Here is a 20,841-nt window from a genome sequence, read left to right on the forward strand (position 1 = left end):
GGCTCAGGCCAGCGGCGCGACCATCACCGCGCCCGGGGGCAGGTGCAGCTGCGCGCCGCGCAGCGCGGCGCCGCCGTGCACGAACAGCGGCTTGGTACCGGGGGCCACGGCGGCCGGCAAGGGCAGCATGGCCGAGCTGGCACCCAGGTTGAAGGCCAGCCACAGCGCGTCGGTGCCGCGGGCATCGGTGTGCTGGCGGCGCAGCACCAGCACGTCGCCGTCGGTCACCAGGGCGTCGATCTCGCCCAGGCGCATCGCAGGGTGGGCGCGCCGCAAGGCCAGCAGGCGCCGCGTGGCGTGCAGGGTCGACGCCTGGTCGGCCTCCTGGCGGTCCACGGCCAGCGGCACGTGGGCCGGGTCCACCGGCAGCCAGGTGCGAGCCGCGCTGCTGAAGCCGTGCTGGGGTGCCTCGGCCTGCCAGGGAAATGGCGTGCGGCAGCCATCGCGGCCCGGGTTCAGCGGCCAGTTCGCCAGGCCGTAGGGATCGCGAATGTCGTCGAAGGCCAGGGTGCTCTGCGGCAAGCCCAGCTCTTCGCCCTGGTACAGGAAGACCGTGCCGCGCAAGGCCAGCAGCAGCGCCAGCCAGGTGACGGGCGTGGCCCCGGTGGCCGCAGGCCCGGCTTCGGCGCCACCACCAAAGGCGAAGGCCCCCGCCGCGCCGCGGCCCCAGCGCGAGGCCACGCGCGGCGCGTCGTGGTTCGAGAAGGCCCAGCTCGGCCAGGCTTGCCGGCCCGCGCCTTCGGTCCAGGGCGCCAGGCAGCGCAGCACCTGCGCGGCATCGGGCCGGTCACCCAGGAAGGCAAACGAGTAGGCGGTGTGCAGCCGCTGCGCGCCCTGCGTGTAGGCCACCATGGTGGGCAGGGGCTCGGCGCCGCCGATCTCGGCCACGGCCATGCGGCTTTCGCCGCCTGCGCCATAGCCGTCCATCAACGCACGCAGCCGCTCGAAGAAGGCCGGTGCCTCGGGCTGGTCGGCGTTGTGCAGGTGCTGCTGCATCAGCACCGGCGCATCGCCGCGCTGGCCTTCGGGGCCGTACGGCATCGGCGGGTTGTCGTGCAGGCCGCGGCTGTGGAAGTACAGGTTCGCGGTGTCCAGCCGGAAGCCGTCGACGCCGCGGTCCAGCCAGTGCCGGGCGACATCCAGCACCGCGTCCTGCACCGCCGCGCAGTGGAAGTTCAGGTCGGGCATCTGCGGCAGGAAGTTGTGCAGGTGGTACTGCTGCCGCCGCGGCTCCCAGCGCCAGGCCGGGCCGCCCATCCAGCTTTGCCAGTTGTTGGGCGGGCTGCCGTCGGCTTTGGCATCGGCCCACACGTACCAGTCGGCCTTGGGGTTGTCGCGGCTGGCGCGGCTTTCCTGGAACCAGGGGTGCTCGGCGGCGGTGTGGCTCCAGACCTGGTCGATCACCACCTTCAGGCCCAGCCGGTGGGCCTCGGCCAGCAGGGCGTCGAAGTCGGCACCGGTGCCGAACATCGGGTCGACGCCCAGGTGGTCGGCCACGTCGTAGCCGAAGTCGCGCATGGGGCTCGGGAAGAAGGGCGAGAGCCAGATGCCGTCGACGCCCAGGCTCGCCACGTACGGCAGCCTCGCCGTCACGCCGGCCAGGTCGCCCACGCCGTCGCCGTTGGCGTCGGCGTAGCTGCGCGGGTAGATCTGGTAGAGGGTGGCGCCGCGCCACCAGTCGCTGCTCATCGGCGGTGATCCCGGATGAAAACCGGTAGTCTCGCGGCGACGGGCGCCCATTTCAGCCTGATCTCGGGCCCTGAATGACGGTTTTCAAACTCTGTGGATCGGGGTAAGCCCGGTTCTCTTCCAGACCCTGGCCCAACCATGAGGATCGCCCGCGAGCCGATACACCACGCCGAGGAATCGCTGCGTTGCATGCACCTGGCGCTGCCCCTGTTCAGCGGCGGCCTGCACCGCCATGGGCACTTCGAGCTGACCTGGATCGAGCGTGGTCAGGGTCTGCGCTGGGTGGGCGACAGCGTGGAGCCCTTCTTCGATGGCGACCTGGTGCTGGTGGGCAGCGAAACGCCCCACCTGTGGGCCAGTCGGGGCGTGCGGTCGGCTGAAGGGTGCGCCGCCACGGTGCTGCAGTTCCCGCCCGACTGGCCGTTGCGCTGCGGTCTGCCGGAGCTCAAGGCCGTGGCCCCGCTGCTGGCGCAGGCCGCACCCGGCGTGGAGGTGCTGGGCGCCACGCGCATCGAGGTGCAAGGCCTGCTGGCCCGGTTGCCCGGGTCGACGGCCCAGCGCCGCGTGGCCGTGCTCATCGAGGTGCTGGGCTGTCTGCTGGCCGGCGCCGCTGATCTGCGGGCCTTGTCGACAAGCCTGCCCCCGTCCCCTGGGGCAGCCGTGCGGGCCGGCCCGAGCCCGCAGCGCATGGACCGCGTGCTCAACTGGATCGAGTCGCATCTGGCCGACGAACTGTCTGTGGACGAGGCCGCCGCGGTGGCGCATGTCAGCCCCGCGGCCTTCGGGCGTTTCTTCCGGCGCGAGGTGGGCAAGAGCTTCACCACCTACGTGAACGATGCCCGCTGCGGCTGGGCGGCCCTGCGGCTGATTCAGGGCACCGAACCGATCGCGCACATCGCGCAGGCCTGCGGCTTCCCCACACTCTCCAACTTCGGCGAACAGTTCCGGCGGCGCTACGGGATGGCTCCGCGCGACTTTCGCGCAGGCCGTGTGGACTTGCCTTGAGGCCGCCAAGCGCTTGCGATTCAATGGCTAAAAGAGCCAGCAACTGCCGGAGCTCAACATGCGCGTCACCGCCACCGAGGCCAAGAACCGGTTTGGCAGCCTCTGCGCCCAGGCCAAGCGCGAACCGGTGTTCGTCGAGAAGGCGGGGCAGATCGACACGGTGATCCTGTCTGCCGAGCAGTACCTATGCCCCGCGCTCCACCCGACGCGGCGTCCACACCATCGCCACCTCGAGCCCCGGCCCGGCGTTGCGGATGCGCAGCTCGCCGCCGTGCGCCTGCGCCACCTGGCGACACAGGTGCAGGCCCAGGCCCACGCCACCGGCGCTGCGCGTGCGCGCGGCGTCCGGCCGGTGGAAGGGCTCGCCCAGTCGCGCGAGCTGGTCGAAGGCCACGCCGGGGCCGTGGTCGCGCAGGCCGAGCGCCCAGCGTCCGTCGGCCAGGGCGCGCAGAAAGAGCTGCGGCGGCTGTAGCGCACCCGCCGCGTGGCGGCGCGCGTTGGCCAGCAGGTTGCGCAGCATCAGCCGCACGCGTGTTTCGTCCACCTCGGCCTCCGCGGGTGTGATGGCGATGTCCAGCGCCGCGCCGCCTTCGGCGGCCAGCTCGCGCAGCAGCGCCGCCAGGTCCAGCGGCGCGGCCTGCAGCGCAGCGTGGCCCTGCTGCAGGCGTTCGCTCTCGAGCAGCGTCGCCACGAGGTCGCGCATCTCGGCCAGGTCACCCAGCAGCGCGGTGCGCTCGGGGGTGTCATCGAGCAGCTCGGCGTTCAGCCGCGCGCGCGTGAGCGGACTGCGCAGCTCGTGGCTGATGGCCAGCAGCAGCGTGCGCTTGGCCTCCAGCATGCCGGCCAGGCTTGCGGCCATGCCATCGATGCGGGTGGCCAAGGCGCCGAGCTCGTCGTCGCGCAGCCGGCCGTTGCGGGCATAAGGCGCGAAGGCGGCGATGGGCCGGTCGAACCGGCCTGCGGTGTAGGCCGCCACGCCCGCCCCGATGGCGTCCAGCGGCCGCAGCAAGCGGCGCATCGCCATGAAAGCCAGCGCGGTGATGAAGACCAGCGCGCCCAGCGCGATCCAGCCCAGGCGGCGCGGCCGCTGTTCGTCGGGCGGGGCCAGGAGGCTGAAGCGCAGCACATGGCCGTCGGCCAGCGTGCGCGTGAGGCCCCAGCGGCCCCGGCCGTGGCGCTCGTCGGCGTCGTCGTCGCGGGGGTCGTGGTCGAGGCCCTGTTCGGGGTGGCTGTCGAAGCGCAAGGCCGGGCCCTCGATGCGCACGCGCACCGGCAGCCGCGTGGCGATGGCCCGGGCGCGGGCCAGGTCGGGCGGCGTGCCGATCTCCGCGGCCAAGTGGTCCACGTAGTCGGCCACCAACGGCTGGGCGTAGCTCTGCCAACTGCCCTGCAGCGCGCGCTGCAAGGTGCCGATCAGCAGCACGCCCAGCACCAGCGCCAGCAGCAGGAACAGGGCCAGCAGCCGCAGCTTCAGGCTGTGGCGGAAGCGGTGCGCGGCCTGGCGCAGCGCAGCCAAGGCGGCCATCAGACCCGCACGCCCGCAAACAGGTAGCCGGCGTTGCGCAGCGTGTGGATCAGGTCCAGCGGCTCCAGCTTCTTGCGCAGCCGGCTCACCAGCAGGTCGACGGCGCGACTCTGGATGTCCTCGGCGGCGTGGCCGCGCAGGCGGCTGAGGATGTCGTCGCGGCTGAACACGCGGCCGGGCACGGCGGCCAGCATCAGCAGCAGCTCGAACTCGGTGCCGGTGAGCTCGACCGCCTGGCCGTCGAGCTGCACGCTGCGGCGGGCGGGGTCGATGACGAGCCGCTCGAAGCACAGGGGCGCGGGTGCGCCGGGCGTCGCCGCGGCGGTGGAGGCGCTTGCGGCGCTTCGCCGCCACACCGTCTGCAGCCGCGCCAGCAGCTCGCGCGGTTCGAAGGGCTTGGGCAGGTAGTCGTCGGCACCGAGCTCCAGGCCGACCACGCGGTCCATCACGTCGCCGCGCGCGGTGAGCATCACGATAGGCAACGCGCCCAGCGGCGGCGGCTCGCGCCGCAGCACCCGGCACAGCTCGAAGCCGTCCATCTCGGGCAGCATCACGTCCAGCAGCGCGGCGTCGAAGCGGTCCGCGCCGCCGGTGCGCAGCAGGGCCAGCGCGTCGCTGGGGCGCGTGGCCTGCTGCAGCTCGATGCCGTGGCGGCGGAAGAACGCCGCCAGCGGCGCGCCCAGCGCCCCGTCGTCGTCGACGAGCAGCAGCCGGCGGGTCGCGGGCGGGGGCGTCATGGCGCGATGCTACGGCCCGGCGTTCAGCCGCCGCTGTGGCGACCGTGCTCGCCGCCCTCGTCGCGCCGGTCCAGCATCTCGCGCAACTCGGCCTGTTGCGCCGGGCGCAGGCTGTCGTAGAAGTCGGCCGCGGCGTTGATGAGCGCCGGGCTCTGCGCGCCGGCCGTCGCCAGCTGCGCCTGCACCAGCGTGTTGACGCGGCCGCGGTCGAAGCTGGTCCCGGCGATGGCGGCCCTGAACTCCCCGCGCGGGTCGGCACTGCTGGCCACCAGGGCGTTGCGCGTCTCGCGCAGGCGCTCGGTCAGCGTCGCGAGCTTGGCCTTCTGCGCTGCATCGAGCTCGAGCTTGCGGGCCGCGCGCTCGATCAGCCGGCCCTGCAGCGGCGCGGCCTCGGCGGCCGAGACAGCCTTCCAGCTGGCCATCGCGCCGAAGTGGCGGCCCTGCTCGCGGTGGGCGTAGGCGGCGAATCCGCCGAGCAGGGTGGCGGCAACGGCCACGCCGATGAGGCTGCGCTTGATCCAGGTCTTCATGGGGAACTCCGGGGTGGGTGTAAGGTGTGCCCATGGTCGGCGGCAGGGCGCGCGGCGTCCTGTCGGCGCGGTATCGCTGCGTATCGTTTCTTGTCAGGGCGGGTGTCCGGTGGCCGGTGGAACAATCGCGCCAGCCCCTTTTTGGACACGGAGATCCCCCGCATGAACCTCACCGGCAAGACCGCCCTCGTCACCGGCAGCACCAGCGGCATCGGCCTGGGCATCGCGCTCGCCCTGGCGCGCCAGGGCGCGACCCTGGTGCTCAACGGCTTCGGCGACGTTGACGGCGCCACGGCCCGCGTGGCGGCGCTGGGCGTGCCTGTGCACTACCACGGCGCCGACATGAGCCGGCCGGCCGAGATCGAGGCGATGATGGCCCACGCAGCGCAAGCTGCGGGTGGCGTCGACATCCTGGTCAACAACGCCGGCATCCAGCATGTGGCCAAGGTGGAGGACTTTCCGGTTGAACGCTGGGACGCGATCCTTGCCATCAACCTCTCGAGCGCCTTCCACACCAGCCGCCTGGCCATCCCGGGCATGCGCGCGCGCAACTGGGGCCGCATCATCAACATCGCCAGCGCGCACGGCCTGGTGGCCAGCGCCGCCAAGAGCGCCTACGTGGCCGCCAAGCACGGCATCGTCGGCCTCACCAAGGCCAGCGCGCTGGAGCTCGCCACCACCGGCGTGACGGTCAACGCCATCTGCCCGGGCTGGGTGCTGACGCCGCTGGTGCAGAAGCAGATCGATGCGCGCGCCGAGCGCGAGGGCATCAGCCTCGACGCCGCGCGCGTGGCGCTGCTGGGCGAGAAGCAGCCCTCGCTGCAGTTCACCACGCCCGAGCAGCTGGGCGAGCTGGCGGTGTTCCTGTGCACCGAGGCCGCCGCCAACGTGCGCGGCGTGGCCTGGGCGGTGGACGGCGGCTGGACCGCCCAATAGCCTCCAGAAAGCGGCAGGCCGCCAGGCCCCGCCGCCCCATCAAGCGGCCGCCACGGATCGGGCTCCGCCCGGCCGCAGGCGGCGCCCCCCTGGGGGGGCGCGCCGAAGGCGCTGCGGGGGGGGGTCAACTCTCTGCGGTGAACCCGATGCGCTTGACCAGCGGCCCCCAGCGCTCGAGCTCGGCGCGCTGGCTGCGCGCCATCTCGTCGATGGTGCTGCCCTGGGCGATGAGGCCCACGACGCCGATGCCGTCGATCACCGCCTTGTCGCGCAGCGCCGCGTTGATGGCCTGGTTGGCGGCCTGCACCACGGCCATCGGCGTGCGCGCCGGAGCGTGGAAGCCGAACCACTCCTCGGTGGTGAGCTCGCCGAAGCCCTGCTCGGCGAAGGTGGGCACCTCGGGTGCGAAGGGCAGGCGCGTGCGGCCCGAGAAGGCCAGGATGCGCAGCTTGCCGGCGCGGTGGTTGGCCAGGAAGTCGCCGCCGGGCGTGAACATGCAGGCGATCTGGCCGCCCACCACGTCGGTGATGCCCGGCACGCTGCCGCGGTAGGGGATGTGCTTGAACTCGAAGTTCTGGCTCAGCCCGAGCAGCGCGCCCAGGAAGTGCGGCGTGCTGCCGGCGGCGGGGCTGCCGTAGTTGGCCTTGTCGGGGTTGGCCTTGGCCCAGGCGATGAAGCCGCGCACGTCCTTCACGCTGTCGGGCACCACAGGGCCCACCGCGAAGCCGTGGTGGATGATGGCCGTGGTGGACACCGGCTGGAAGTCCACCGTCGGGTCGTAGCTGAGTTTGCGGTACACGTGCGGGTAGATCGACACCGTGCTGTACGGGCCCATGCACAGCACCGAGCCGTCGCTGGGCGAGGCCTTCAGCGTGTCCAGCGCGATGCGGCCGCCGGCACCGGGCTTGTTCTCCACGATGGCGGCGTTCTTGGCATACGGCGTGCCGGCCACACGCTCGGCGATGCGGCGGCAGACGATGTCGCCGGCACTGCCGGCCGGAAAGCCGTACAGGAACTTCGGCTGATCGAACGGCAGTCCCGGGGCCTGCGCGGTGGCGCGGCCGGCCACTCCGGTGGCCGCCAGCGCGCCGAGGGCGAGGGTCTGTCGACGGGTGAGGCTCATCGTGTGTCTCCTGGGGTCGTGGGCGTGGGGGAACAGGGATTCAGCGGCACATCGCCACGATGTCCTCGGGCGGCGGGATGGCCTTCAGGCGCGACGGGTCGTCGGGGTGGTGCACGACGAAGGCGCGCACCTCGGTGCCTTCGCAGAGCAGCAAGTCGCCGCGCATCACCTGGTGGCGATGGCGGAAGACCTTGCGCTCCCAGGCCGTGACGCTGGTGTGCACCTCCAGCGTCTCGCCGTAAGTGGCCGGGTTGATGAAGCGCGTGTGCGTCTCCAGCACCGGCGTGCCGACGATGCCGCGGGTGGCCGTGAGCTCGCGCCACGGCGGCAGCCCCATGGCCATGAAGTAGGCCAGCGAGGCCTGGTCCATCCAGCGCGCGAAGTTCGGGAAGAAGACGATGCCCGCCGGGTCGCAGTCGCCGAAGTGCACCTGCACGCGGTGCACGTACACGCGCGGCGTGCCGGTGGCGTCGGCGCCTTCGTTCATGACGGCCGGCTCACCTTGGCGGCGCGCTTTTCCAGGAAAGCGCGCACGCGCTCCTTGGCCGCCTCGTCGCCCTGCGCGATGCTGGACATCAGGCTCTCGACGAACAAGCCATCGGCGGCCGGCAGGTCGGCGATGCGTGGCAGCGCCTGCGTGATGGCGTAGTTGGACAGCGGCGCGTTCTGCGCGATCTTCAGGCCCAGCCCCATCGCCTGGGCCAGGCCCTGGCCGTTGCCGACGCGGTAGTTGCTCAGGCCGAAGGCCTGGCCTTCGTCGGCATCGAAGCTGCGGCCGGTGAGCATCATGTCCGTCATGCGCGAGCTGCCCAGGAGGCGCGGGATGCGCACCGAGCCGCCGCCGCCCACGAAGATGCCGCGCGTGCCCTCGGGCAGGGCGTAGAAGGTGCCGTCCTCGGCCACGCGCAGGTGGGCCGAGGCCGCCAGTTCCAGGCCGCCGCCCACCACGGCGCCGTGCAGCACGGCGATCACCGGCACCGGCCCGTACTGCAGGGCGTCGAAGCAGGCATGCCAGGCGCGCGAGTGCTGCATGCCCTCGGCCACGGTGCGCTCGCTCACCTCCGACAGATCCAGCCCGGCGCAGAAGTGCTCGCCCTCGCCGCTGAGCACGAGCGCGCGCACGTCCTTGGGCAGGTTGACGATGACGGTGTGGATCTGCGCCAGGAGCCCGTCGGAGATGCTGTTGCGCTTGGCCGGGCGGTTCAGGCGCAGGTGGAACACGGGGCCGGCGCGCTGCAGCACGAGCAGGTCGAGCGCGGCGAACACGCCCGTGGCGGGCACGGGATCGAAGGAGGGGAGGGGAGTTGTCATACAGGGGAGAGGTCAGCGGCGCACCGTGCGGGCGTCCGGGGTGTCTGCGTGCAGCGCGGCCACTTCGGCGGCGCGGCGTGTGAGCGCGATGCGCTGGTTGAGGTAGCCCTTGTCGGTGATCTCGCCGCTGGCGGCATCGGGCAGGCCGTCCAGCCAGCGCAGGCGAGTGGGCACCTGCGACGAGCCGCCGCCCTCGGCGGCCAGCCGAACCAGGCCCTCGTGCAGCCGCTTGGCACGCTCGGCCTCGGGCAGCGCGCGGCCGGCTTCGCTGAGGAACAGCAAGGCACCCAGCTCGCCGCGGTCGTGCCCGGTGATCACGGCATCGGCCACCCAGGGCGACAGCGCCGAGACGAGCTTGACACGCAGCGTGCCCACGCTGACCCAGGTGCCGCTGGTGAGCTTGAAGTCCTCGGCCACGCGGCCGTCGAAGACGATGCCCTGCAAGGGGTCGGCCTCGTCGCGCAGCAGGCCGGCGTCACCGATGCGGTAGTAGCCGTCCTCGTCGAAGGCGGCGGCCGTGGCCTCGGGGTTGTGGCGGTAGCCGGGCGTGACGTTGTCGCCGCGGATGCGCAGCTCCAGCTTGCCGCCCCCGGCCGGCACGAACTTCACCTCGGCACCCGGCATGGGCAGGCCGATGACGCCAGGGCGGTCGAGCCGCCAGTTGGCAAAGGTCACGGCCGGGGCCGTCTCGGTGCTGCCCCAGCTGGTGGTCATCCACAGCGGCTGCTCGCGCACCTTTGTTGCCAAGGCCTCCAGGCGCTGCCAGGTGGCCGGCGGCATGCCGGCCCCGGCGTAGAACAGCATGCGCAGGCGGCCGAGCAGACGGTGGGCGAGGTCGAGGTCGGCCTCCAGCGCCGGCAGCATCATCTCGTAGCCGCGCGGCACGTTGAAGTACACGGTGGGCTGCACCGTCTTCAGGTGGGCCAGCGTGCGGGCCACCAGTGCCGGCAGCGGGCGGCCGTCGTCGATGTACAGCGTGCCGCCGTGGCGCAGCGCCATGTTCAGGTTGTGGTTGCTGCCGAAGGTGTGGCTCCAGGGCAGCCAGTCCAGGAGCACGGGCTTTTCGTGCGCCAGGAAGCGCAGCGTCTGCGCCAGCATCTGCTGGTTGGCGCACAGCATGCGCTGGGTGTTGATCACGACCTTGGGCGTGCCGGTGGAGCCGCTGGTCAGCAGGTACTTGGCGTGGGTGTCGGGCGTGACGCGCGCATAGGCCTCGGCGACGGCGCCCGTTTCAGGCGTGTCCAGCAGCCGTGCGAACGGCAGGGCGCCGGGCACCGAGCCGGCCCCCTGCGAAAAAACCAGCGGCACGCCCAGCTTCGCGCCGGCCACGGCCGGCGCATAGACCTCGGCATCGCTGGCGTACACCAGCGCCGGCTGCAGGGCCTCGAAGATGGCATGCAGGCGCGAGAAGTCGGGCCCGGCGAGCCGGCTGTAGCCGCTGGAGACGGTGCAGGCGGGCCGGCCCACGTGCATGGCGGCCAGCATCAGCACGGCGTGGTCGAGCGCGTTGTCCGACAGCACCACCACCGGGCCTTCGGGCAACGCCAGGTCGAGCAGGGCCTGGCCCACGGCGCCGATGCGCTGGCGCAGCGCGCCCCAGGGCAGCACCGTCCAGCCGCCAGCGCCGTCGGGCTCGGCCAGCGCGGCGGCGTCGGGCGTTGTGCGGGCCCAGTGTTCGATCCACTCACCCACGCAGCGGGCGTAGGGCTGCAGCGGCTCGGGGTGGCGCAGCAGGTAGGCGCCGCCACCGAGATTGATGCGCTCGGTGCGCCGCGGCGCCAGCTGCGCGGGATCGTCGAAGAACGCGGCGGACATCGGGTCTCCAGTCTCGCTCGAATCCATACAGTGGTGTATGGCTTGTGGCGCGATGCTAGGGCGTGACCCCGTTGCCGACATTGGGGAACACCATGATGGGAGTCCATACAGTGATGTATGTCGCCAGGCTGTCGATGGCATCATGTCGGCATGAGCACACCCCCGGTCCGGCCCCTTCCTGCCGCGCGCCCCGCGCGCAGCCGCAAGCCCGCGGCACGCGCAGCCAAGGCGGTGCTGGGGCCCGAGGACTGGGTGCGCGCTGCCACCGAGGTGCTGGTGGACCACGGCATCGACCACGTGCGCGTCGATGTGCTGGCCGGTGAGCTGGGCGTCACGCGCGGCAGCTTCTACTGGCACTTCCGTGACCGCGAGGACCTGCTGCGCCGCGTGCTGCAGGCCTGGCGCGAAGAGGCCACCGTGCAGCTGACGCGCCGGCTGGCGGTGGCGCGCAGCGATCCGCGCGAACTGCTGTCCGACGTGATCACGCTGCCCTTCCGGGGCCGTGCGGCCGCGCGGGCCGCGCGCATCGAGCTGGCCATCCGGGCCTGGGCGCGGCGCGACCCGATGGCCCGCCAGGCGCTGGACGAGGCCGACGCCGCCCGTATGGGCTACCACGAGGCGCTGTTCCAGGCGCTGGGCTTTGCGCACGATGAAGCTCAGCACCGTGCCTTCCTGCTCTATGGCTACGAGGTTGCCGAGTCCTTGATGCCTGGCCAGGGCGGCGCCGAGCGGCGCGACGCCCGGCGCCGTTTTGTGCTGCAGCTGGTGCAGCAGCCGCTGGCCGGGCGGCGTTGAGCGCTGCTCGTGGCCGAGCCCCCAGCGGCAAGCGGGGGTGCGCCCGCTCGCCGGGTCGCGTGTTGTCTTGAGGCAACGTTTCTCGCCCATCGGGGGGTGTCTGTTTCGCCCTGGATCCGCACCCGGGCACCGGCGCGCCGTCGTGGCCTGTCGGGTCTGCGACGAGCAGGGCACCCTCGCTGCGGGCCGACATCGCGGTGCACCGATGCAGCCCATTGGCTATTGAGGATGCGGCTGGGTACCGGTGATTTCCCTAGGGCGCGGAGTTTGGCAAGCCCTCGTTCGCAACAGGCAAAGCGTCAATAAACTGTGGCAATCCTGGCTTGATCGGCGCACTGCATCCTCCCTTTGGGTGAGGGCAGCGCCCTGAGCCCGCCCCTACTTTCTGGAGTGATTTCATGCAAAGACAACAACTGCGAGGGATCCGTCCGACCCCCGTCTGCGTGGCCGTGTGGGCCGTCCTGATGGCGCCGTTGGCCTGGGCGCAGACGGCGCCCGCCGCTCCGCCTGCCGCCACGGCCCCCGGGGCGCCGGCAGCCCAGGCAACCCAGGCAACCCAGGCAACCCAGGCAACCCAGGCAACCCAGGCAGCGCCGGCAGCGCCGGCAGCCCCCGCGGCGCAAGGCGCGACGCAGTCGCTCGTGATCTCGGGCTCGCGGATCCGCCGCGACAACTTCGACACCCCGGCGCCGGTGCAGATCATCCGGTTCGAGGATTCGGTGGTCGCCGGCTTCGTCAGCACGACCGACGTGCTTCAGGGCAACCAGGTCACGGGCGGGCAGGCCCAGATCAACAACGCCTACGGCGGTTTTGTCACCGATGGCGGCCCGGGCGCCAACACCATCGGCTTGCGCGGCTTCGCGCCGACCCGCACGCTGATCCTCCTGAACGGCCGCCGTCTCGCCCCGTCGGGCACCCGCGGCTCGGTGGGCGCCGCCGACCTGAACGTGCTGCCCTCGACCATCGTCGACCGCATCGAGATCCTCAAGGACGGCTCGTCCTCGATCTATGGCTCCGATGCCGTGGCCGGTGTGATCAACATCGTCACCAAGCGCAACCTCACGGGCATCACCGCCGAGGCGCGCGTGACGGCCCCGACCGAGGGTGGCGGCGAGGAGCAGCGCTTCGCGCTGATCGGTGGCCATGTCGGTGACCGGTCCTACCTCACCGCCTCGTACGAGTACTTCAAGCGTCAGGACCTCACCCTGGGCGACCGCAGCTGGACGCAGTGCAACACCGACTACCGCCGCACCAGCGCCAACGGCGTCGTCGGTGCCTGGGGCAGTTTCGACTTCGTCGATCCGGCGACTGGCAAGCCCAAGTGCTACCCGATCAGCGGCACGGGCTCGAACGGCGTCACCATCAACACCTTGGGCACGAGCAACTTCACCGGTGTCGGCGCCCCCGGCTCGGTGGGCACGGCGTTCAACCGCTGGCGTCCCAACGCCAACGTCACGACGGGCCTGGTGGGTTTCGAGGGCGTGGGGGGTGGTGCCAACAGCCTGAACGTGCGCGACACCTTCGACCCGCGCATGCTGAAGCGCTCGCTGATCTCGCCCGTCGAGACGCACAATGTGTTCGTCCAGGGCGGCATGGATCTCGCCTCTGCCGGTGCCGCCGAGCTCTACTTCGAGCTGCTGTACAACCGCCGCGAGTCCAGCCAGGTGGGCTACCGCCAGCTGACGCTCGACTACATGCGCTTCAGCCCGCTGATCCCGGCCAACCTGGCCTTCAGCAACTTCCTGCCGCCGCAGTCCACCACCAACGGCGTCAATGTCGGCGTGCGCGCCTTCGTCGGCTTCGGCAACGACACCTCCTCGCAGACGGTGGACGTGGGCCGCGCGGTCGTCGGTGTCCGCGGCAACCTGGGGGCCACCGGCTGGGAGTACGACGTCTATGCGACCCAGCACAACAGCAAGGGTGAGTACACCTTCCAGTCCTTCCTGACGGACCGCCTTGCAAAGAGTTCAGACGTCGTCGTGGCGGGAGCCGGCTTTGCGTGCAAGGACAGCACCGCCGTCGGCTGCGTGGCGGCCCCTGCGCTCACGCCCGCCGTGATCGGCGGCCAGCTGCCTGCCGATTGGGTGAACTACGTGTTCCGGCCCGTCACCGGCACGAGCAAGTACAAGGAAAGCGTGGTCTCCGCCTCGATGACCGGCCCGCTGTTCAAGCTGCCGGCCGGCAGCGTGAAGGCAGCTGTGGGCGTCGAGACCCGGCGCTTCGAGATCGATGACACGCCGGCGCTCGACTCGCAGAACGGCAACCTCTACGGCCTGACCTCGTCGGCGATCACCCGCGGCACCGACAGCGCGAACGACGTGTTCGCCGAGATCGAGGTGCCGCTGCTGGCCAAGGTGCCCGGTGCCGAGCAGCTCACCGCCAGCCTTTCCAGCCGCAAGGCCGACTACAAGTCCTACGGACCCGGCTCCACCTACAAGGCGGGCCTGGTCTGGTCGCCCGCCAAGTGGCTGACGCTGCGGGCCACCAGCGGCACCTCCTACCGGGCACCGGCGCTGTACGAGCAGTTCCTGGGCGCGACGACCGGCTTCGTGTCGCAACAGAACGATCCCTGCAACAACTGGGACTCGCCGACCAACGCGGACACCCCCCGCGCGGCCAATTGCGCCTCCGAGAACCTGCCGGCGGGCTTCACGAACAACCAGAGCATCACGGTGGTCAGCTCGGGGGGGCGGGCCTCAGGCCTGAAGGCCGAGACCTCGGAGAACAACACCTTCGGCATCATCCTGCAGCCCGCGCTGCCCACCGGCTGGGGCGACCTCTCGGTGGCGCTGGACCGTTTCGACATCAAGGTCGAAAACGGCGTGGCCCGTGCCGGCGGCGTCGCCATCCTCAACCGCTGCTACGACGATCCGGCGTTCCGCGCCGGTGGTGGGCTTTGCCGGCTGGTGTCCGCCCGCACGTCCTCCAACGCCCTGACGGTGAACGACAGCTACGTCAACCTGGCCACGGACGTCGTCCGCGGGCTGGACCTGACGGTGCGCTACACCAACAACGTCTGGATCGGCCGTCTGCGCGTGAACCTCAACCTCACGAGGTACGCCTTCCAGGCCAGCAAGCTGTTTGCCGATGATGAACTCGACAACGTCAACGGTTCGCTCAACAACCCGTCGCGCACGGGCGCGCTCGAGTTCAACTACGAGGTGAAGGACTGGCGCTTCTACTTCGGCACCGAATACATCGGCGAGATGTCGTCGTACGAGTACCTGGGCCAGGATCCTGACACCAGCACCTTCCTGCTGAAGGTTCCGAGCTACCTCACGCACCAGGCGTCGGTGGGCTATCGGGCCGACAAGTGGCGCTTGACGGTGGGTGTGCGCAACCTGACCAACAAGGAGCCGCCGGTGATCTCGGCGCAGGCGGGCTACAACCGCGTGGGCAACGCGCCGCTGTTCAGCGGCTACGATTACATCGGCCGGCGTGTGTTCGTGACCGGCTCGCGATCGTTCTGATGCGCAGGTGCGGAGCGCCGGCCCTCGGGCCCGCGCTCCGCGACGGCGCCTGCAGCCACCCAGGTTGCACCCGACCTCTGCCGCGGGACGGCGGCGAGGGCTCTTCTCTCAGGCAAGTTCTCATCATGAAGTTCTCCTCGACCGCCACCGCCCTGGCCTTGCCGCTGATCACGGCCGCGCTGCTGAGCCCGGCGGCCAAGGCCCAGGCGCCGGCTGCGAATGCCCAGCCCGTGCGCGTGCCCACGATCGAGCAGCTGGCGCAGTTCCCCCGCATGACGGGCTTTACGCTGTCGCCCGACGGCCAGCACCTGGCGGCCATCGAAAGCCAGGGCGACACCCGCAGCGTGCTGGTCTGGAAAACCGCCGACACGGCGAGCCGGCCTACGGTGATCGGCGCCAGCAACATGCAGATCCAGGGCGTCAGCTTCGTCAAGAACGACATGCTGGCCGTGCGCATGTCGCAGCCGGTGGACATCCGATTCGGCGGCGTGCTCACCAAGACTTTTGTCGGCAAGCTGCTGATCACGGACCTGGAGGGCAAGACCTGGAAAGAGCCGTTGGAGTCGGCCGGCATCAACCGCTCCGAGAGCGATCAGCAGGCGCGCGAGATCACGGCGCCCGTTGTGCGCAGCCGCATGCTGAAGGACCCCGACCACATCATTTTGGAAGGGGCCGCCATCGGCGCGCGCGACCTGTTCCGCTACAACGTGCGCACGGGCGTGGCGACGCGGCTGATGCGGCTGTCGGAGAACGACGACGAGGTCGTCGTCGACTCTCAGGGCCGCCCCCGCGCCAAACGGCGCATTGGATTCCAGGGCTCGGACATCTTCGTCGCCACCGACATCCGCAACCTCGAGACCGGTACCTGGGAGGAGCATTTCCGAACCCTGGTGAAGGACCGGGATGTCACCACGGTGCTGGGCCCTGGCACGAAGCCGGGCACCATGATCGTGCGCAGCAACCGTGGGCGCGAGCGGGCGGCGCTCTACGAGTATGACGTGGCCAGGCGCCAGCTCTCCGAGCCGCTGTTTGATCACCGTTTCTTCGAGGCCTTGCGCCCGCTGCGCCTAGAAGGGGACAAGGCCGACGATGAGGCGCCCTACGATGGCTTCACGTACGAGGGGCCCTTTGGCAACGACGTGCACTGGGTCAACCCGCAGTTCGAGTCCCTGATCCAGGGCCTGGCGCAGGCGCTGGGCATCAAGGAGGCCGAGCAGACGCTGGTGGACCCGGCCACCGGGGCCCGTGCCACCGCCCGGATGCGGGATGGCGTGAACATCACCATCCTCTCGCAGCACGCCCCGAAGGACCAGCCGGCGACCCATGTGTTCCGGGTTTCGGGCGCCAACTACCCCCCCGAGTTCTACATGCTGCGGGGCCAGCGGCTCACGCTGCTGGCGCGGGCCTACCCGGAACTGGACCGCCGGGCCCTGGGCAGCACGCGGCTGGTGTACTACGCGGCGCGTGACGGGATGCAGATTCCCGCCTACTTGACGATGCCCCATCCGCAGCTCTGCGGCCCGGGGCCCTACTCGGCCGTGGTCCATCCACACGGCGGCCCCTGGGCGCGAGACACGCAGGACTTCGACGCCTCGGGCTGGCTGCCGTTGATGGTGTCGCGCTGCCACGTGGTGCTGCAGCCGCAGTTCCGCGGCTCCGACGGCTGGGGGCGCACGCTCTGGAAGGCGGGTGACGCCGAGTGGGGCCAGAAGATGCAGGACGACAAGGACGACGGCGCCCAGTGGCTGGCCGCGCAGAAGCTCGTCGATCCGGCGCGGGTGGCGATGTTCGGCTACTCGTACGGCGGTTACGCGGCCATGGCGGCCGCGGTGCGGCCCAACGGCCTGTACAAGTGCGCGATCGCCGGGGCGGGCGTGTCCGACATCGAGAAAATCGGGACTCGCTTGCTACACGAACCCCTTCTTCCGCGCGGCCCAGGAGCCCACGGTGCGGGGCCTGAGCCCGGCGAAGCAGGCGGACAAGATCAAGATCCCGATCATGGTGTTCCACGGCGACCGCGACACCATCGTGCCCTTGATCCAGTCGGACGAGTTCGTGAAGAACGGGCGCAGTTCGGGCCAGCCGGTGGAGTTCCACGTCCAGGTGGACACCGCCCACGGCCCGGTGTGGCGGCGCAGCGAAAAAACGCGCGAGCTGCGGCTGATCGCCGACTACCTGGCCAAGGGCTGCGGCGGCTCGGGGCTCTGACCCTGGGGAGCGTGGGCGGCGGCCGGCCCAGGCGCTGCTGGCATGATCGCGCCGCGGCGGGCCCGGAGATTGCATGCAGATCCTGGCGCCCCGCCGGCTGTCCAGGAGCTTGCTGCCCGTGTCCATCCATGTCGCGCTGAACCACGTCACCCACTACCGCTACGACCGGCGCGTGGGGCTGTCGCCGCAGGTCGTGCGCCTGCGGCCGGCGCCGCACTGCCGCACGCGCATCCTCAGCTACTCGCTGCGGGTGGAGCCCGGCCAGCACTTCATCAACTGGCAGCAGGACCCGTTCGCCAACCACCTGGCGCGGCTGGTGTTCCCCGAGAAGACGCGCGAGTTCAAGGTCACGGTCGACCTCGTGGCCGAGATGTCGGTGCTCAACCCGTTCGACTTCTTCCTGGAGCCGCACGCCGAGAACTGCCCCTTCGAGTACGACGCTGACAGCCGCCAGGAGCTGCTGCCCTACCTGGCCCGGGGCGAGCTCACGCCGCGCTTCAAGGCCTTTGTCGAGAGCATCCCGCGCCATCACGGGAAAGACCGGATCCGCACCATCGACTTCCTCGTGGCGCTGAACCAGCGTCTGCAGAAGGACATCCGCTACCTCATCCGCATGGAGCCCGGCGTGCAGACGCCGGAGGTCACGCTCACCAACGGCAGCGGCTCCTGCCGCGACAGCGGCTGGCTGCTGGTGCAGACGCTGCGCCACCTGGGGCTGGCGGCGCGTTTCGTCAGTGGTTACCTGATCCAGTTGAAGCCCGACGTGATGGCGCTCGACGGCCCGAGCGGCAGCGAGACCGACTTCACCGACCTGCACGCCTGGTGCGAGGTGTTCCTGCCGGGCGCCGGGTGGATCGGCCTCGATCCCACCAGCGGCCTGCTGGCCGGCGAGGGCCACATCCCCGTGGCCTGCACGCCCGAGCCCGGCAGCGCTGCGCCCGTGAGCGGCGCGGTCGACGAGTGCGAGGTGAGTTTCGGCCACCACATGCAGGTCACGCGCATCCACGAGAGCCCGCGCGTGACGCTGCCCTACACCGATGCGCAGTGGTCGAAGATCGTCGCGCTGGGCCACGAGGTCGACCAGCGCCTGACGGACGGCGACGTGCGCCTGACGATGGGCGGCGAGCCCACCTTCGTGGCCGTGGGCGACCGCGACGCCGCGGAGTGGAACACCGACGCCCTCGGCCCCACCAAGCGCGGCCTGGCCACCGAGCTGGTGCACCGTCTGCGCGAGCGCTACGGCCGCGGCGGCTTCCTGCACTTCGGCCAGGGCAAGTGGTACCCAGGCGAGCAGCTGCCGCGCTGGGCGCTCAGCATCTGCTGGCGCGCCGACGGCCAGCCCTGCTGGGGCGATCCCTCGCTCTTTGCCGACGAGCGCGACACCCACCGCTACACCGCAGCCGACGCTGAAGCCTTCATCCGCACGCTCACCAGGAAGCTGGGCCTGGCCGACGAGCACCTGCTGCCCGGCCACGAGGACACCTGGTACTACCTCTGGCGCGAGCGCCGGCTGCCCGTGAACGTGGACCCGTTCGACGCGCGGCTGGACGACGAGCTCGAGCGCGCCCGCCTGCGCCGGGTGTTCCAGCAGGGGCTGGACGCCACCGTGGGCTGGCTGCTGCCGCTCAAGCGCGAGTGGCGCGTGGGCACGGCCGGCCCGCAGTGGGTGACCGGGCCCTGGTTCCTGCGCGACGAGCGCCTGTACCTGATCCCGGGTGATTCGCCCATGGGCTACCGCCTGCCGCTGGACAGCCTGCCCTGGGCCGCCCAGGGCGACCAGCCCTGGACGCTGGCGCAGGACCCGTTCGCGCCGCAGCCCCCTCTGCCGGTGGCGGCGGCGGTGAGATCGCAGTTCGCGGCCGCGGGCGGCATGGCCGGCAGCCCGGCGGCGCTGGCGGCTGCCGCGGGCGCCGATGGCGGGCTGGACCACGACGGCTTCCACGCGGACGGCACCGCGGCCTTAGCCGGTGCGGCAGGTGTCGACCGCATGGCGTTTGTGCCAGGCGCGGGCAGCCGCGGCGGGGCCACCGAGCACACGCCCGAGCACGCCTTCCCACGCGATGCGGCCACCGTGCCGCCGCGCTTCGTCTCGGCCGGCGAGGTCACGCGCACGGCGCTGTGCGTGGAGGTGCGCGACCCGCAGCGCGGCAACGGCCCGAAGGCCGAACGCTGGGCCGAAAAGCAGCAAGGCGGCAAGCGCGGCGTGCTCTGCGTCTTCATGCCGCCGCTGCGCTTTCTGGAGGACTATCTCGAGCTGCTCGCCGCCATCGAGGCCACGGCCGCCGAGCGCGGCGTGAAGATCGTGCTCGAGGGCTACCCGCCGCCGCGCGACCCGCGCCTGAAGCTGCTGCAGGTCACGCCCGACCCCGGCGTCATCGAGGTCAACATCCACCCCGCGCACGACTGGGCCGAGCTGGTCGACCACACCGAGTTCCTCTACGAGGCCGCGCACCACAGCCGCTTGAGCGCCGAGAAGTTCATGCTCGATGGCCGCCACACCGGCACCGGCGGCGGGAACCACTTCGTGCTGGGCGGCGCCACGCCGGCCGACAGCCCCTTTCTGCGCAGGCCCGAGCTGCTCACCAGCCTCATCACCTATTGGCAGAACCACCCGAGCCTGAGCTACCTGTTCAGCGGCCTGTTCATCGGCCCCACGAGCCAGCACCCGCGGTTCGACGAGGCGCGCGGGGATCAGGTCTACGAGGTCGAGATCGCGCTGGCCGAGATCGAGCGCCAGGTGGGGCTGCACGGCCAGGTTCCGCCGTGGCTCATCGACCGCACGCTGCGCAACCTGATGGTCGATGCCACGGGCAACACCCACCGCACCGAGTTCAGCATCGACAAGCTCTACTCGCCCGACGGCCCAGCGGGGCGGCTGGGCCTGCTGGAGCTGCGCGCCTTCGAGATGCCGCCGCACGCGCGCATGAGCCTGGCGCAGCAGCTGCTGATGCGCACCCTGGTGGCCTGGTTCTGGCAAGAGCCCTACCGTGGCCGCGGCGCCACGCGCCTGACGCGCTGGGGCACCGGCCTGCACGACCGCTTCATGCTGCCCACTTTCGTGCAGCAGGACTTCGAGGATGTGATCGCCGACCTGCAGGCCGCCGGCTTCGCCTTCGACGCGGCGTGGTTCGCGCCGCACCTGGGCTTCCGGTTCCCGCTCATCGGCGATGTGCAGGTGGCGGGCATCGAGCTGACGCTGCGCCATGCGCTCGAGCCCTGGCACGTGATGGGCGAGGAGGGCGCACCGGGTGGCACGGTGCGCTACGTCGACTCGTCGCTGGAGCGGCTGGAGGTGAAGGCCACGGGCCTGAACGGCAACCGGCATGTCGTCACCGTCAACGGCCGTGCGCTGCCGCTGCAGCCCACCGGCCGCGTCGGCGAGGCCGTCTGCGGCGTGCGCTACCGCGCCTGGAACCCGCCGTCGGCGCTGCACCCCACCATCGGCGTGCACGCGCCGCTCACCTTCGACATCGTCGACACCTGGGTGGGCCGCAGTCTCGGTGGCTGCCGCTACCACGTGGCGCACCCGGGCGGCCGCAACCACGATGCGTTCCCGGTCAACGCCTACGAGGCCGAGAGCCGGCGCCTGGCGCGCTTCTTCCGCATGGGCCACACGCCGGGCCCGATGAGCGTGCAGCGTGCCGCCCCGAGCCTGGAGCTGCCGTTCACGCTGGATCTCCGCGCCGCCTGATCGTCG

At 71.2% G+C, this 20,841-nt stretch carries 14 protein-coding genes; 6 read left to right on the forward strand and 8 right to left on the reverse strand.

The annotated features are described in order from the left end of the window. Positions 1 to 3: 3 nt before the first annotated feature. Positions 4 to 1,740 carry a DUF3459 domain-containing protein gene (locus KA711_09825; protein ID MCM0609277.1) on the reverse strand — a complete coding sequence of 579 codons (1,737 nt, stop codon included), beginning with the start codon at positions 1,738 to 1,740 and terminating at the stop codon, positions 4 to 6. An 87-nt stretch (positions 1,741 to 1,827) separates the two neighbouring features. Here KA711_09825 and KA711_09830 point away from each other — a divergent pair, with 87 nt between their 5' ends. Then, positions 1,828 to 2,694 (forward strand): helix-turn-helix domain-containing protein, encoded by an 867-nt coding sequence (locus KA711_09830; protein MCM0609278.1) that lies wholly within the window; start codon positions 1,828 to 1,830, stop codon positions 2,692 to 2,694. 184 nt (positions 2,695 to 2,878) lie between these two features. Here the strand turns inward: KA711_09830 and KA711_09835 are convergent, their stop codons facing one another. The 3 genes from KA711_09835 to KA711_09845 are packed head-to-tail and all read right to left on the reverse strand — an operon-like array spanning position 2,879 to position 5,486. Then, entirely contained in the window at positions 2,879 to 4,219 is a 1,341-nt protein-coding gene (locus KA711_09835) for a HAMP domain-containing histidine kinase (protein ID MCM0609279.1), read from the reverse strand. Next, complete coding sequence (locus KA711_09840; protein MCM0609280.1) at positions 4,219 to 4,956, reverse strand: response regulator transcription factor; 738 nt, start codon at positions 4,954 to 4,956, stop codon at positions 4,219 to 4,221. Before KA711_09840 ends, KA711_09835 begins: the two co-directional genes overlap by 1 nt. A gap of 23 nt (positions 4,957 to 4,979) precedes the next feature. Continuing rightward, positions 4,980 to 5,486: a Spy/CpxP family protein refolding chaperone gene (locus KA711_09845; GenBank protein MCM0609281.1), complete on the reverse strand. Its 507-nt coding sequence runs from the start codon at positions 5,484 to 5,486 to the stop codon at positions 4,980 to 4,982. Between the two features lie 162 nt (positions 5,487 to 5,648). Here KA711_09845 and KA711_09850 point away from each other — a divergent pair, with 162 nt between their 5' ends. Further along, complete coding sequence (locus KA711_09850) at positions 5,649 to 6,422, forward strand: 3-hydroxybutyrate dehydrogenase (GenBank protein ID MCM0609282.1); 774 nt, start codon at positions 5,649 to 5,651, stop codon at positions 6,420 to 6,422. Positions 6,423 to 6,546: 124 nt separating this feature from the next. Here the strand turns inward: KA711_09850 and KA711_09855 are convergent, their stop codons facing one another. Genes KA711_09855 through KA711_09870 form a run of 4 tightly spaced genes read right to left on the reverse strand, consistent with a single transcriptional unit; the run spans position 6,547 to position 10,671 of the window. Beyond that, positions 6,547 to 7,545 carry a twin-arginine translocation pathway signal protein gene (locus KA711_09855; protein ID MCM0609283.1) on the reverse strand — a complete coding sequence of 333 codons (999 nt, stop codon included), beginning with the start codon at positions 7,543 to 7,545 and terminating at the stop codon, positions 6,547 to 6,549. Positions 7,546 to 7,585: 40 nt separating this feature from the next. Beyond that, positions 7,586 to 8,032, reverse strand: coding sequence for an acyl-CoA thioesterase (locus KA711_09860; GenBank protein ID MCM0609284.1), 447 nt, complete (start codon positions 8,030 to 8,032; stop codon positions 7,586 to 7,588). Continuing rightward, positions 8,029 to 8,856, reverse strand: coding sequence for a crotonase/enoyl-CoA hydratase family protein (locus KA711_09865; GenBank protein ID MCM0609285.1), 828 nt, complete (start codon positions 8,854 to 8,856; stop codon positions 8,029 to 8,031). The genes KA711_09860 and KA711_09865 overlap by 4 nt, the downstream gene beginning before the upstream one ends. A 12-nt stretch (positions 8,857 to 8,868) precedes the next feature. After that, positions 8,869 to 10,671 (reverse strand): feruloyl-CoA synthase, encoded by a 1,803-nt coding sequence (locus tag KA711_09870; GenBank protein MCM0609286.1) that lies wholly within the window; start codon positions 10,669 to 10,671, stop codon positions 8,869 to 8,871. 150 nt (positions 10,672 to 10,821) lie between these two features. Between KA711_09870 and KA711_09875 the strand changes: the two genes are divergently transcribed. The 4 genes from KA711_09875 (at position 10,822) to KA711_09890 (ending at position 20,835) form a co-directional block, all read left to right on the forward strand. Continuing rightward, positions 10,822 to 11,466 (forward strand): TetR/AcrR family transcriptional regulator, encoded by a 645-nt coding sequence (locus KA711_09875; GenBank protein ID MCM0609287.1) that lies wholly within the window; start codon positions 10,822 to 10,824, stop codon positions 11,464 to 11,466. A 398-nt stretch (positions 11,467 to 11,864) separates the two neighbouring features. Then, entirely contained in the window at positions 11,865 to 14,936 is a 3,072-nt protein-coding gene (locus KA711_09880) for a TonB-dependent receptor (protein ID MCM0609288.1), read from the forward strand. 125 nt (positions 14,937 to 15,061) lie between these two features. Next, the gene (locus KA711_09885) at positions 15,062 to 17,284 is read left to right on the forward strand and encodes a prolyl oligopeptidase family serine peptidase (GenBank protein ID MCM0609289.1); all 2,223 of its coding nucleotides are present in this window, start codon (positions 15,062 to 15,064) and stop codon (positions 17,282 to 17,284) included. Then, on the forward strand, positions 17,263 to 20,835 hold the full coding sequence (locus tag KA711_09890; GenBank protein MCM0609290.1) for a transglutaminase family protein: 3,573 nt from the start codon (positions 17,263 to 17,265) through the stop codon (positions 20,833 to 20,835). Before KA711_09885 ends, KA711_09890 begins: the two co-directional genes overlap by 22 nt. The last annotated feature ends 6 nt before the right edge of the window (positions 20,836 to 20,841 follow it).

Source organism: Ideonella sp. WA131b (assembly GCA_023657425.1).
Classification (GTDB): domain Bacteria; phylum Pseudomonadota; class Gammaproteobacteria; order Burkholderiales; family Burkholderiaceae_C; genus Rubrivivax.

Coding starts and splice junctions, on each gene's coding strand:
- KA711_09825 (MCM0609277.1), bottom strand. CDS start 1,740: ATGGGCGCCCGTCGCCGCGAGACTACCGGTTTTCATCCGGGATCACCG.
- KA711_09830 (MCM0609278.1), top strand. CDS start 1,828: ATGAGGATCGCCCGCGAGCCGATACACCACGCCGAGGAATCGCTGCGT.
- KA711_09835 (MCM0609279.1), bottom strand. CDS start 4,219: ATGGCCGCCTTGGCTGCGCTGCGCCAGGCCGCGCACCGCTTCCGCCAC.
- KA711_09840 (MCM0609280.1), bottom strand. CDS start 4,956: ATGACGCCCCCGCCCGCGACCCGCCGGCTGCTGCTCGTCGACGACGAC.
- KA711_09845 (MCM0609281.1), bottom strand. CDS start 5,486: ATGAAGACCTGGATCAAGCGCAGCCTCATCGGCGTGGCCGTTGCCGCC.
- KA711_09850 (MCM0609282.1), top strand. CDS start 5,649: ATGAACCTCACCGGCAAGACCGCCCTCGTCACCGGCAGCACCAGCGGC.
- KA711_09855 (MCM0609283.1), bottom strand. CDS start 7,545: ATGAGCCTCACCCGTCGACAGACCCTCGCCCTCGGCGCGCTGGCGGCC.
- KA711_09860 (MCM0609284.1), bottom strand. CDS start 8,032: ATGAACGAAGGCGCCGACGCCACCGGCACGCCGCGCGTGTACGTGCAC.
- KA711_09865 (MCM0609285.1), bottom strand. CDS start 8,856: ATGACAACTCCCCTCCCCTCCTTCGATCCCGTGCCCGCCACGGGCGTG.
- KA711_09870 (MCM0609286.1), bottom strand. CDS start 10,671: ATGTCCGCCGCGTTCTTCGACGATCCCGCGCAGCTGGCGCCGCGGCGC.
- KA711_09875 (MCM0609287.1), top strand. CDS start 10,822: ATGAGCACACCCCCGGTCCGGCCCCTTCCTGCCGCGCGCCCCGCGCGC.
- KA711_09880 (MCM0609288.1), top strand. CDS start 11,865: ATGCAAAGACAACAACTGCGAGGGATCCGTCCGACCCCCGTCTGCGTG.
- KA711_09885 (MCM0609289.1), top strand. CDS start 15,062: ATGAAGTTCTCCTCGACCGCCACCGCCCTGGCCTTGCCGCTGATCACG.